Annotated in this window: 11 protein-coding genes and 2 tRNA genes; 10 read left to right on the top strand and 3 right to left on the bottom strand. The window is 67.5% G+C overall.

The features are described from left to right. Positions 1–32: 32 nt before the first annotated feature. Positions 33–1,250 (bottom strand): elongation factor P maturation arginine rhamnosyltransferase EarP, encoded by a 1,218-nt coding sequence (gene earP, locus LCHO_RS09690; protein WP_012346961.1) that lies wholly within the window; start codon positions 1,248–1,250, stop codon positions 33–35. 32 nt (positions 1,251–1,282) lie between these two features. On the opposite strand from earP, the gene uvrC reads away from it, so the two are divergent. From uvrC to LCHO_RS09645, 9 genes are all read left to right on the top strand, one after another. Further along, on the top strand, positions 1,283–3,361 hold the full coding sequence (gene uvrC, locus LCHO_RS09685; RefSeq protein ID WP_012346960.1) for an excinuclease ABC subunit UvrC: 2,079 nt from the start codon (positions 1,283–1,285) through the stop codon (positions 3,359–3,361). Positions 3,362–3,435: 74 nt separating this feature from the next. Beyond that, complete coding sequence (pgsA, locus tag LCHO_RS09680) at positions 3,436–4,002, top strand: CDP-diacylglycerol--glycerol-3-phosphate 3-phosphatidyltransferase (protein WP_012346959.1); 567 nt, start codon at positions 3,436–3,438, stop codon at positions 4,000–4,002. A 3-nt stretch (positions 4,003–4,005) separates the two neighbouring features. Next, on the top strand, positions 4,006–4,959 hold the full coding sequence (locus tag LCHO_RS09675) for a DMT family transporter (protein WP_012346958.1): 954 nt from the start codon (positions 4,006–4,008) through the stop codon (positions 4,957–4,959). Positions 4,960–5,166: 207 nt separating this feature from the next. Next, on the top strand, positions 5,167–5,475 hold the full coding sequence (locus LCHO_RS09670) for an HU family DNA-binding protein (protein WP_476703319.1): 309 nt from the start codon (positions 5,167–5,169) through the stop codon (positions 5,473–5,475). Between the two features lie 36 nt (positions 5,476–5,511). Beyond that, positions 5,512–5,587 (top strand) — tRNA-Val (locus tag LCHO_RS09665). Positions 5,588–5,730: 143 nt separating this feature from the next. Then, positions 5,731–7,644 (top strand): SurA N-terminal domain-containing protein, encoded by a 1,914-nt coding sequence (locus tag LCHO_RS09660; protein WP_012346956.1) that lies wholly within the window; start codon positions 5,731–5,733, stop codon positions 7,642–7,644. Between the two features lie 58 nt (positions 7,645–7,702). Then, a tRNA-His gene (locus LCHO_RS09655) sits at positions 7,703–7,778 on the top strand. Positions 7,779–7,919: 141 nt separating this feature from the next. After that, positions 7,920–8,846 carry an ABC transporter ATP-binding protein gene (locus LCHO_RS09650; RefSeq protein ID WP_012346955.1) on the top strand — a complete coding sequence of 309 codons (927 nt, stop codon included), beginning with the start codon at positions 7,920–7,922 and terminating at the stop codon, positions 8,844–8,846. A gap of 2 nt (positions 8,847–8,848) precedes the next feature. Further along, on the top strand, positions 8,849–9,610 hold the full coding sequence (locus LCHO_RS09645; protein WP_043705091.1) for an ABC transporter permease: 762 nt from the start codon (positions 8,849–8,851) through the stop codon (positions 9,608–9,610). Between the two features lie 6 nt (positions 9,611–9,616). Here LCHO_RS09645 and gshA read toward each other — a convergent pair whose 3' ends face one another. Beyond that, entirely contained in the window at positions 9,617–11,176 is a 1,560-nt protein-coding gene (gshA, locus tag LCHO_RS09640; RefSeq protein ID WP_012346953.1) for a glutamate--cysteine ligase, read from the bottom strand. A gap of 227 nt (positions 11,177–11,403) precedes the next feature. On the opposite strand from gshA, the gene LCHO_RS09635 reads away from it, so the two are divergent. After that, positions 11,404–11,832, top strand: coding sequence for a universal stress protein (locus LCHO_RS09635; RefSeq protein WP_012346952.1), 429 nt, complete (start codon positions 11,404–11,406; stop codon positions 11,830–11,832). A gap of 227 nt (positions 11,833–12,059) precedes the next feature. Here LCHO_RS09635 and LCHO_RS09630 read toward each other — a convergent pair whose 3' ends face one another. Further along, positions 12,060–12,806 carry a response regulator gene (locus LCHO_RS09630; RefSeq protein ID WP_012346951.1) on the bottom strand — a complete coding sequence of 249 codons (747 nt, stop codon included), beginning with the start codon at positions 12,804–12,806 and terminating at the stop codon, positions 12,060–12,062. Between the last annotated feature and the right edge of the window lie 103 nt (positions 12,807–12,909).

Here is a 12,909-nt window from a genome sequence, read left to right as displayed (position 1 = left end):
GCGGCTGGAGCCGACACCTTGCGCAAAGCTCTCTATTCTAGACGGTCGGCGGCACCCGCCCGTTCGGGGGTGTGGTCGGCCGCGAATTCGAGCAGTGACGACGTCAGGTCCGGCCGCGCTGACAACCGCCCGCAGACCGCCTCCGAAGCCCTGCACCAGTCGCCGCGCAGGGCAGCCAGCAACCGGTGCCACTGCGCCACGGACGGCGGGGACTCGGCGCCGTTCCAGGCCTGCCAGACCTGTTGAACATCGAGCCGGACGGCGGCCATGTCAAGCCCGTCGGCGACCCCGAAATAGCGCTGCAGGAAAGCATCGAGCTTGCGCAGATGGGCGCCGTCGTCTTGCGGATAGACCTGCCACAGCATCGGCCGGCCGGCCCACAGCGCGCGCACCAGCGAGTCTTCGCCGCGCACCAGGTTCAGGTCGCTGCGCCACAGCAACTCGTCGAATCCGGCCTGGCTGAGGTAGGGCAGGAACTCGATGTCGAGACGGCCGCGGCGGACCACCGTGCCGGCGTCGGGTGCCTCGGTTGAACCGAGCCAACGCACCACCTGCGTGGCCGCCCAGCCCGGTGTGACCTTGAGCCGGACGCCACCGGGCTGCGCCGTGTCGGGCAGATCGACCAGCGCATCCAGCAGCGAGGGCAGGGCGGCGTTGGCGTAGCAGAACAGCGTGATGACCAGCGCCTCGGCGCCATCTCCGGCCGCCGCCTGATGCAGCCGTCGCCGCTCGATCAGGCCCGGCTCGCGCAACAGGCCGCCGGTGTCGGGCGTGAAGCCGGGATAGAAGAACCATTTCGTCAGACCGCGGCCCGGCCCGCTCCACTGCGGCGACTGCAGGCGGTGCGAGCGCGCCACGTAGGCTTCGGCGCTGAGGTATTCGAGGTTGATCCACAGCGGCGCGACGCCGCGCTGCGCCATGCGTTCGACAAAGCCGGCCGGCGGATCGCAGCCGAAAGCCTCGATCACCGCATCGCCCGGCACGTCGTCGACCGACGGCTCGGCCCAGGGCCGCACGCTCACGCCGTTCGCGCCGGTCGGGGCCATCCAGGCCAGCGCGCTGGCGTCGTCGATCCACAGGCGCACACGCTGGCCACGCTGCGCCAGGTCGACCGCCAGGCGCCAGCACACGCCCAGGTCGCCGTGGTTGTCGATGACACGACAGAAGATGTCCCACGACCGGCACGGCGGGGCCTGCGGGGGCGCGGAAACGAGGCCGGACGAGGCGGGCGGGATGGTCTGCACGGGCATGGGCGGATTATCCGAGGCGGCACAATTCGGCCATGAATCCGGCCACCCCCGAGACCACCGACGCACTGGCCAAGCTGGCCGGCGAGAACCTGCCGGACGCCGTTGCCGCGCCCGCCGAGGAGACTGCGGCCCAGGCCATCGACGCCGCCGCTGCGCGCGCGCAGGTCTGGCAGCGCCTGCTCGCCGAGGTGGCCAGCCTGCCGAGCCTGCCGGGCGTCTATCGCTACTTCGATGCCGGCAACCAGCTGCTCTACGTCGGCAAGGCGCTGAGCCTGAAGAAGCGCGTCTCGAGCTACTTCCACAAGGACCACGGCGGCAGCCGAATCGGCCACATGGTCGGCAAGATCCACCGGATCGAGACCACCGTGGTGCGCTCGGAGGCCGAGGCCCTGCTGCTCGAAAACAACCTGATCAAGACGCAGAACCCGCGCTTCAACATCCTGTTCCGGGACGACAAGAGCTACCCCTACCTGAAGCTGGTGACGCACGAGTACCCGCGCGTGGCGTATTTCCGCGGTGCGGTCGATCGCCGGCATCGCTATTTCGGGCCGTACCCGAGCGCCTGGGCGGTCAAGGAAGGCATCCAGCTGCTGCAGAAGGTGTTCCGGCTGCGCACCTGCGAGGACACGGTGTTCGCCAACCGCACGCGGCCCTGTCTGCTCTACCAGATCCGCCGCTGCTCGGGCCCTTGCGTGCAGGCCATCAGCGCCGAGGCCTACGCCGCCGACGTGCGCAACGCCGTGCGCTTTCTCGACGGCCAGGCGCAGGAGGTGCTCGACGGCCTGCAGACGCAGATGATGGTGGCGGCCGAGGCGCTGGCGTTCGAGAAGGCGGCCGAGATCCGCGACCAGCTCGGCGCGCTGTCGAAGGTGCTGCATCAGCAGTCGATGGAAACCGGCGAGGCCGGCGATGTCGACATCCTGGCCGTCAAGGTGCAGGGCGGGCGGGCCTGCGTGAACCTGGCGATGGTGCGCGGCGGGCGTCACCTCGGCGACCGGGCGTACTTTCCGACTCACGTCGATGACGCCGTCGCGCTGGCGCACGAGGAAGAATCCGCAGAGCCGGAAGCCGGCACGCCGTCGACCCCCGAACCGGCCCCGGCTGCGTCCGACGCTGCAGTGGGCTCCAGCCTCGGGCAGGCCGAGCGTGCGGTGCTGCAGGCGTTCCTGGCGCAGCACTATCTGGGCGCCGACTGTCCGCCCCTGCTGATCACCAGCCTGCCGGTCGATCGCGACCTGATCGCCGCCCTGGCCGGCAACGCCGGCCACAAGGTGGTGGCCCAGCACCAGCCGCGCGAAGACCGCCGCGCCTGGCTCGACATGGCGATCAAGGGCTGCGAGCTGGCCCTGGCCCGGCTGCTGGCCGAAGAGGGCTCGCAGCAGGCGCGCACCCGCGCGCTGGTCGAGGCGCTCGACCTCGCGCCCGAGGGCATGGACGGCGGTCTCGACAGCCTGCGCATCGAGTGTTTCGACGTCAGCCACACCCAGGGCGAAGCGACCCAGGCCTCGTGCGTGGTGTTCGAAAACCACCGCATGCAGCCGGCGCAGTACCGGCGCTTCAACATCGCCGGCATCCAGGGCGGCGACGACTACGCGGCGATGCGCCAGGTGCTGACGCGCCGCTATTCGAAGCTGGCCGAAGCGGCCCAGTCGGGCGAGGGCCGCCTGCCCGATCTGGTGCTCATCGATGGCGGGCGCGGCCAGGTGGGCGTCGCGAAAGAGGTCTTCCAGCAGCTCGGGCTCGATCTGGCACTGATCGTCGGGGTCGAGAAAGGCGAGGGCCGCAAGGTCGGGCTCGAGGAACTGGTGTTCGCCGACGGCCGCGAGAAGGTCTACCTCGGCCGCGATTCGGCCGCCCTGATGCTGGTGGCGCAGATCCGCGACGAGGCTCACCGCTTCGCGATCACCGGCATGCGCGCCAGGCGGGCCTCGGTGCGCACCGGTGGCAGCCGGCTCGAAGACATCGCCGGCATCGGGCCGAAGAAGCGCGCCCGGCTGCTGCAGCGCTTCGGCGGCGTGCGCGGCGTGGCGCAGGCGAGCGTCGAGGATCTGGCCTCGGTCGAGGGCATCTCGCCCGAACTGGCCGAGCAGATCTACCAGGCGCTGCGCTGATTCGGCTGGCGTCCACGGGTACTCGGCCGGGTACTCGAGCAGTGCGTCACACACGATGTGTGCACAATGTCACCATGTTTATGACCCTACCGACGTTGTTGACCTGGGCCCGGATCGTGGCGATTCCACTGATCGTCGGCATCTTCTACCTGCCGCTGGACACGCCCACGCGCAATCTCACGGCCTCGGTGCTGTTCGTGGCGGTGGCGCTGACCGACTGGCTCGACGGCTACCTGGCGCGCCGGCTCAACCAGACCTCGGCCTTCGGCGCCTTTCTCGATCCGGTGGCCGACAAGATCCTGGTCTGCGCGACCTTGCTGATCCTGCTGCAGCTCGGCCGCGTCGACGTGTTCATCGCGCTGGTGATCATCGGCCGAGAAATCACCATCTCGGCGCTGCGCGAGTGGATGGCGCAGATCGGCGCCTCGCGCAGCGTGGCGGTGCACATGCTGGGCAAGCTCAAGACGGCCGCGCAGATGACCGCCATCCCGTTCCTGCTGTTCGACGGCAAGCTGTTCGGCGTGATCGACACGCACTTCTGGGGCACGATCCTGATCATCGCGGCGAGCCTGCTGACGATCTGGTCGATGGTCTATTACATGAAGAAGGCGGTGCCCGAGATCCGCGCCAAAGTGCGCTGATCGATGGCCACGCCATCCGAATCGACGTCTGCCACACCCGCCGGCCGCGCGTCGGACTCGACCGAGCTCTGGCTCGCCAGCATGCCGGCGGTGTTCGTGCTGATCTGGAGCACCGGCTTCATCGTCGCGCGTTACGGCATGCCGCATGCGCCGCCGCTGGGCTTCCTGTCGTTGCGCTATGCGTGCTCGATCGCCTGCCTGGGCGCCTGGATCGCCTGGAGCGGCGCCCGCTGGCCGCAGGGCCGGGCGCAATGGGGCCATCTGGCTGTCACCGGCGTGCTGATGCACGCGGGCTATCTCGGCGGCGTCTGGGCCGCCGTGAAGATGGGGATCGGCGCCGGCACGGTGGCCCTGATCGTCGGTCTGCAACCGCTGCTGACGGCGGTGTGGGTGACCTGGCGCGGCGAACGCGGCCCGTCGTCGACCGCGGGCTCAGCGGCACATCGTCTGGGCAAGCAGCAGTGGCTCGGCCTGCTGATGGGCCTGGCCGGCCTCGCGCTGGTGGTCGAACGCAAGCTGGCTCAGGGCGAGATCACGCCCGGCAACCTGGCGCTGGCGGTGCTGGCCTTGCTGAGCATCACGGCGGGCACGCTCTACCAGAAACGTCACCTCGCGCCCTGCGATGTCCGCACCGCCAACACGGTGCAGCTGCTCGCCGCGCTGGCCGTGAGCTTGCCGCTGGCCCTGCTGGAGCCCGAGGCGATCGACTGGCATCCCGAGATGATCGGCGCGCTGGCATGGTCGGTTCTGGCGCTGACGCTGGGCGGCAGTTCGCTGCTCTACCTGCTGATCCAGCGCGGCGCGGCAACCCGTGTCACCAGCCTCATGTACCTGGTGCCGCCCTGCACGGCGGTGCTCGCGATGCTGCTGTTCGACGAAGCGCTCGGCCCCACCGTGCTGGCAGGCATCGTCATCACGGTGGCGGGGGTGGCGCTGGTGGTGCGCTCGCCCCGTTGAGCGCCGAATCACGCCCGGACGCGGGGTGGTGCGGGGTGTCGCGGGAGGGTGCGCTCGAAAGTGAATAGAATCCGCGCCTCCGGTTGACACTCCCGACTGAGCCGGGCTGTAATCGAAAAGGCCGCCCCCCGGAGCCTGGCGTTCGAAGGGCGGTGAACTTGCGGAATGCATCCATGGCCGATCGCAGTCGCGGGCTCCCGCAAGGGCATGCAGTTGTTGAAGATCATCGAGAGGGGCCCCACTGTGAACAAGTCTGAATTGATTGAACACATCGCTGAGAAAGCTGACATTTCCAAGGCTGCTGCGGCCCGCGCCCTGGAAGCGTTGATCGGCGGCGTGAAGAGCACGTTGAAGAAGGGCGACTCGGTTTCGCTGGTCGGTTTCGGCACGTTCGCCGTGACCAAGCGCGCGGCACGCAGCGGACGCAATCCGCGTACCGGCGCGGTGATCAAGATCAAGTCGTCGAAAGTGCCGAAGTTCCGCCCTGGCAAGGCCTTGAAGGATTCGCTCAACTGATTTCACCGTGCCCGGCAGGGCATGGCCAGGACACAGGGGTGCTTAGCTCAGTTGGTAGAGCGGCGCCCTTACAAGGCGTAGGTCGGGGGTTCGAGCCCCTCAGCACCCACCATTCCCTGTGTCGACTCCGGTGCCGTCGTATTTGGATCAGGCGCGACGCAAACAAGGCGAACATTGGTTCGCCTTTGTCGTGTCTGGCACGTGTTTTCCGGCTCTGTACGCGGGTTCGTGAACCCGATTCTCAAGGACGTTTTGATGTTTGATTTTGTCCGTCGCCACAACCGCCTGCTGCAATTCGGCCTGGCCTTGGTGATCGTTCCGTCGTTCCTTGTCGTCGGGATTCAGGGTTACGACCAGTTCAGCGCAAGCAACGAAGCGGTCGCCAACATCGACGGCCGCGCCATCACGCAGACCGAATGGGACGCCGCACATCGCCAGCAGGTCGAGCGCGTGCGTGCGCAGATGCCCGGCGTCGATGCCAAGCTGCTCGACAGCCCGGCGATCAAGCAGAAGGTGCTCGACGACCTGGTGCGTGAGCGGGTGATGCTCGTGGCCGCCCAGAAGCTGCTGCTGGCACCGACCGACCAGCGTCTGCAGCGCCTGTTCGCCACGGATCCGCAGTTTGCGAGCCTGCGCAACGCCGACGGCTCGGTGCGCAAGGATCTGCTCGAAGCGCGCGGCATGACCTCCGAACAGTTCGCCCAGCAGTTGCGCCAGGAGTTCGCCCTGCGCCAGGTTTCTCTCGGCCTGGCCGGCTCCGCGCTGGCATCGCCCGCGGTGACCGCGCGTGCGATGGACTCGTTCTTCCAGCAGCGCGAGGTGCAGGTCGCGCTGTTCCCGGCCAAGGACTATCTGTCGAAGGTTTCGGCTTCGGATGCCGAGCAGCAGGCCTATTACGACGACCCCAGGAATGCCGCGCAATTCCAGTCGCCGGAAACGGTATCGGTCGAGTATGTGGTGCTCGACCTGCCGGCCGTGACGGCAGGCATCAACGTCAACGAAGACGATCTGCGCAAGTACTACGACGAAAATGCGGCGCGCTACGAACAGCCGCAGGAACGGCGTGCCCGCCACATCCTCGTCAAGCTCGACGCGGATGCCTCCGACGACGCCAAGGCAAAAGCCAGGGAAAAGGCCGCGGCGCTGCTGGCCGAGGTGCAGAAGAACCGCGCCGCCTTTGCCGATCTGGCCCGCAGACAATCCGACGACCCCGGCTCTGCCGCACAAGGCGGCGACCTCGACTGGATCGCTCGTGGCGCGATGGTCAAGCCGTTCGAGGACGCCGTCTTCGGGCTCAAGAAGGGTGAGCTCGGCGGCATCGTCGAAACCGAATTCGGCCTTCACGTCATCGAGGTGACCGACACCCGCGGTGGTGAAAAACGCGCCTTTGCCAACGTGCGCGGCGAACTCGAGGCCGAAGTCAGGAAACAGCTCGCTCAGAAGCGTTACGCCGAACTGGCCGAGCAGTTCACCAACCTGGTCGAACAGGAAGACACGCTCAAGCCGGTGGCCGATGCGCTCAAGCTCGAACTGCACAAGGCCGACAAGCTCGGCCGCGTCGCGCCTGCGCAACCGGGCAATGTGCTTGCGTCGCCCAAGGTGCTGGAAGCGATCTTCCAGCCCGAATCGCTGAGCGGCAAGCGCAACATCGAGCCGGTCGAGGCGGCCGCCAACCAGCTCGTCGCGGCTCGCGTGCTCGAACATGCGCCTGCGCGCAAGCAACCGCTGGCCGAAGTCGGCGAACGGCTGCGCAACGCGGTGATCAGCGAGAAGGCGGCCAAGGCCGCTGCGGACGACGGCAAGACCAAGCTGGCCGAGTGGCAATCCAAGCCCGAAAGCGCCAAGCTCGGCGCGGCCCTGGTGCTATCGCGGACGCAGGCCCAAGGTCAGCCACGCGAAGTGGTGGACGCCGTTCTGCGCGCACCCGCCGACAAGCTGCCGGGCTGGATCGGCGTCGAACTGGGTGGACAGGGTTATGCCGTGATCAAGCTGGCGAAGGTGCTGGCCGCCGACCCGGCCGCGACCGGGGATCCGGAGCGCGTCAAGGCCCAATACGCACAACTGTGGTCGCAAGCGGAATCCGACGCCTACTACCGCGCCCTGAGCAAGCGATACAAGGCCGAGGTCACCGACAAGGGCAAGGCCGCGGTCGGAACCGCCACTCCTTGAATTTGAAATAGAGGCTTGCACAAGAGCATTTTTTGCTTCTATAATATCTAGCTCTGCGGTGGCTGTAGCTCAGTTGGTAGAGTCCCAGATTGTGATTCTGGTTGTCGTGGGTTCGAGTCCCATCAGCCACCCCACCCAGACAAAATAAAGGCCTCCAAGCAAATAGCCTGGAGGCCTTTTTCTTTTTTCTCCAGCTTTGCCGCGTCGATGCGATTGGGTCGATTTGGCCTGAGCGGGCGTCCGAGCATCGACCGCTGGCGGTTATCGTCACGCCCATGCACGACGTCCTCACGGTATCAGGCCTCTACAAGACCTACGCATCGGGGCACGACGCCCTCAAGAACATCAATCTGTCGATCCGGCGCGGCGAGATCTTCGCCCTGCTCGGCCCCAACGGGGCGGGCAAGACGACGTTGATCAGCATCGTCTGCGGCATCGTCAACCCGAGCCAGGGCAGCGTGCGCGTCGATGGCCACGACATCGTGCGCGACTACCGGGCCGCACGCGCGCTCATCGGCCTGGTGCCGCAGGAGCTGACGACCGATGCGTTCGAGTCGGTCTGGGGCAGCGTCTCGTTCAGCCGCGGCCTGTTCGGCAGACCGCCCGATCCGGCGCACATCGAGAAGGTGCTCAAGGCGCTCTCGCTGTGGGAGAAGAAGGACAGCAAGATCATCACCCTGTCGGGCGGCATGAAGCGGCGCCTGCTGATCGCCAAGGCACTGTCGCACGAGCCGCAGATCCTGTTCCTCGACGAGCCCACCGCGGGTGTCGACGTCAACCTGCGGCGCGACATGTGGCAGCTCGTGCGCGCCTTGCGCGACACCGGCGTGACCATCATCTTGACCACCCACTACATCGACGAGGCCGAGGAGATGGCCGACCGCATCGGCATCATCCGCAAGGGCGAGATCATCCTGGTCGAGGACAAGGCCGAGCTGATGCGCAAGCTCGGCCGCAAGCAGCTGACACTGCAGTTGCAGCAGCATCTGAAGATGCTGCCACCCGCGCTCGATGCCTATCGGCTCGAACTGTCGGACGACGGCAGCGAGCTGACCTACACCTACGACGCCCAGGTCGATCGCAGCGGCATCGCCACCTTGCTGAAAGACCTCGGCGACGCCGGCATCGCCTTCAAGGACCTGCACACCACGCAGAGTTCGCTCGAGGACATCTTCGTCAACCTGGTGCGGGGCGGCCAATGAGCATCAACATCCACGCGATCCGCGCCATCTACCGTTTCGAGATGGCACGCACCTGGCGCACGCTGATGCAGAGCGTGATCTCGCCGGTGATCTCGACCTCGCTGTACTTCGTGGTCTTCGGCGCGGCGATCGGCTCGCGCATCCCCGAGGTCGGCGGCATCAGCTACGGCGCCTTCATCGTGCCGGGCCTGATCATGCTGTCGCTGCTGACGCAGAGCGTCTCGAACGCCTCGTTCGGCATCTATTTCCCCAAGTTCAGCGGCACGATCTACGAGCTGCTGTCGGCGCCGATCTCCTACCTCGAGATCGTCATCAGCTATGTCGGCGCAGCGGCCAGCAAGTCGATCCTGCTGGGGCTGATCATCCTGGCGACGGCCCGCCTGTTCGTGCCGTTCGAGGTGGCCCATCCGGTCTGGATGCTGCTGTTCCTGGTGCTGACCGCGGTGACCTTCAGCCTGATCGGCTTCATCATCGGCATCTGGGCCGACAGCTTCGAGAAGCTGCAGGTCGTGCCGCTGCTGGTGATCACGCCGCTGACCTTTCTGGGTGGCAGCTTCTACTCGATCGACATGCTGCCGCCGTTCTGGCAGACGGTGGCGCTGTTCAATCCGGTGGTCTACCTGGTGAGCGGCTTCCGCTGGAGCTTCTACGGCCTGGCCGACGTGGGCGTGGGCTTGAGCCTGGCCATGACGATGGCCTTTCTGGTCGCTGCACTGGCGGTCGTGGCCTGGATCTTCAAGACCGGCTACAAGCTCAAGGTGTAGCCCGGCTCAGGCACCGTGCGCCGACGCGGTGCGCGTCGGCTGCAGTTGCTCGGGCGCCAGGTATTGCTGGCGGAAGTCCTCGAAGGGCGTCCGGTCGGCGGCTTCGATGGCCTGCCGGTCCTGCAGCGACTGCTGCGTGAGCGCCTGGAAATGTGCCGCCTGCGCTGTCGACCAGGGCCGGGCGAGCAGATCCTGCCGGGCCGCTTCGCAGCGTGCGCGCACGAACGGCACATGTGCGCCGCCGAAAGACGCGGCCATCGCCGCGAGCACCCGCGCCGACGGCAGCTGGGCCGGATTCTCCAGCCCGGCCTGCGCCGCCAGCAGGGCGTCGCGGTGGCCGTTGCCGCCGTGCAGCGCATCCAGTGCGGCGGCAATCGGCGCGCATTCGCGCAGCAGCTGCGCGCCCCATTCGACCAGGCTCACCTCGGTCCGGCCGCGCTGCAGCCGCAGGCCGGGTTCGCGCCCGCGCGCGGCCACGCGCTCCTGGTTGCACGCCAGCGCCGCCGTCTCCTGCGGCGAGTCCTGCGGGCTGTCGGCCAGCAGGCAATGCAGCAGGAACACGTCCAGGAAACGCGCGGTCGATTCGGCGATGCCGACCGGCACGAACGGGTCAAGGTCCATGCAGCGCACCTCGATGTACTCGACACCCCGTTCGCGCAGCGCATGCAGCGGGCGCTCGCCGGGCCGGATGACCCGTTTCGGGCGGATCGTGCCGTAGAACTCGTTCTCGATCTGCAGCAGCGAGGTCGACAGCTGCCGGTACTCGCCGTCGGCGTCGCGCACACCGATGTCCTCGTAGGCCGGGTGGGGCCGGATCAGGGCGTCGTGCAGCGAGGCGGCATAGCTGTCGAGGCTGTTGTAGCTGACCGCCAGCGCGGCCTGCGCATCGCTCTGGTAACCCAGCCGCCCCATGCGCAGCGAGGTGGCATGCGGCAGCCCGAGGGTGTTGTCGGCCAGCGGCTGCAGCCCGTGCGGGTGGCCGGCGACGAAGCTCGAGCACACCGCCGGCGAGGCGCCGAACAGGTAGATCAGCAGGAAGGCATGGCGGCGGAAATTGCGGATCAGCGCGAAGTACCCGTCGGTGCTGACACCCGGCATCGACCAGTTGTAGTGGATGCCCGAGATGGTCTGCATGCGCCGCCCGTAGCGGTGCGACAGGCCGGTGCGGTACACGCTCTTGGCGCGGCCGATGTTCGAGCTGCCGTAGCGCGCGATCGGAATCTGCTCGTCGGCCGGCAGGCAGCACGGCATGCTCGCCACCCACAGCCGCTCGTCGCCGATCGACCGGTAGACGAACTGGTGGATCTGCGTGAGCTCGTCGAGGCAGGCCTGGGCGCTGCCGTGCACGCCGGTGATCAGCTCGAGCTGCGATTCGCTGAAGTCGGTGGTGATGCGCGGATGCGTGAGCGCCGAGCCGAGCGCGGCCGGGTGGGGCGTGCGGGCCAGCGAGCCGTCGGGCTGCGCGCGCAGCGACTCTTTCTCGATGCCACGGCGCACGCCGCGCAGTCGGTCGGCCGGCAGCGCGCGCAACGAGTCGAGAATTCGGTGAGGGGTGAGGTCGGACATCGGAAGCCTGGGTGAGGTGGTGCCGTCGGTGCCGGTCGCACGCGACCCGCCACGGCGATGTCGCCGCATCATAGTGGGGGCTCCATGACGGTGCAGTGGCGGTGCCATCGACGCACAAGGCCGGGGATCGTCGATCGGACTGCCAGCCGCGCCGCCTTGCGCAGCCTCAACCGTCGGGCGTGCATGCGGCCTATCCTTGCAGGACCGATCGGAACCAGGAGCGCCCCATGCTGAAGATGCTGATTGCAGTCGATGGTTCGACCCATGCGCAGCACGCGATCGAGGCCGTCGCCCGACTGGCTCGGGAGTCGGTGCAGGTCGAGGCCACCTTGCTGAACGTGCGCGAAGGCCCGGTGTACTACGGCGAACTGCCGGTGCTCAGCCTCGAGGAGATCGAGTCCGCACAGAAGCAGGCGCAGGACAAGGTGCTCGCCGAGGCCCAGGAGCAGGCGGCCCGGGCCGGGCTCAAGCTCGGTGAGTCGCAACGCACCACCGGTTATCCGGCGCTCGAGATCGTGCGCGTGGCCGACGAGATCGGCGCCGCCCAGATCGTCATGGGCACGCACGGCCGCGGCGCGATGGGCAGCCTGATCCAGGGCTCGGTGGCGCAGAAGGTGGTGCACCTGTCGAAAGTGCCGGTGCTGCTGGTGAAATGAATCCCAGCGGCCGTCAGGTCTCGCGCTCGCGCGGCAGGCAGGCTCGGCCAGGTCCGTCTTGAACGCGCTCAGGCACAGCAATCGCAGCGGGCCACGGCCGCTCTGATCATCGGCGCGCGGACGCCGGAATGCGGGTGCTCGATCGCCGGGCCCGCCAGCCGCCGGAATGCGAAAAACGCATCGGCGTCCTGCCGCGCGCCCCGCCTGTTTCTCGGGGCTGCAATCGGCTACTGGCTGAAGACCTCGCGGCTGTGCAGCAGCGCCGCTTCGGGCGAGCTGCTGAGCGCGAGCTTGCGGTAGACCGAGCGGATGTGGTCGTTGACGGCGAACCACTTGATGCCCATCGTGCGCGCGATCTCCTTGATCATGAAGCCCTTGCTGAGCAGCATCAGGACTTCGGATTCGCGCTCGCTGATGATGTCGCCGGGCAGGCCGGACAGCATCGACGACCCCATGCCCGAAGCGGCAAACCCTTCCGAACGCGGGAAGCGGCTGTCGAGACCGCTGCGCGTGGTGCTGATGTCGCTGCCCCGAAAGAAGCCGAGCAGGCGCCGCGCCATCGCCGGCGACAGCGGCGGCTGACCGCGCACGATGCGCTGCAACTCCTCGACCAGCACCTCGAAGCGGTCTTCCTTGAGCAGATATCCGTTGGCGCCGCATTGCAGCGCCGGGAACAGGTGGTCGTCGTCCGAGTGCAGCGTGGTGGCGATCTTGATGGCCGGGTAGTCGCTCAGCTGCGCCAGCAGTTCGAGGCCGCTGCCGTCGGGCTGTTCGATGTCGCACAGGATCAGGCGGAAGGCATCGTCGGGAACCTGGGCCCGTTCGCTGGCCTGGATGGCGAGGATGCGGCGCGCGGCATCCAGATCACCGGCTTCGCTGAAGACGATGTCGTCGCTGAAGCTCTCGCGCACCACCCGCGCCAGGAACTGGCGTGCAACGGCGTTGTCTTCGACGATGAGCGTGCGCAGGGACATGGGGGGCGGAGAGTCTGTCGGAGCGGCCCAGAGCCGCATCCATGGCGCCGATTATCGTGCGACTGTCCACGCCGATGCGAACACCGGCCCCCGATGCAAAGGG

The sequence above is a fragment of the Leptothrix cholodnii SP-6 genome (assembly GCF_000019785.1).
Classification (GTDB): Bacteria; Pseudomonadota; Gammaproteobacteria; order Burkholderiales; family Burkholderiaceae_C; genus Sphaerotilus; species Sphaerotilus cholodnii.
Note: the sequence above shows the minus strand (reverse complement) of the source record. Positions and strands in the feature narration are given on the sequence as shown.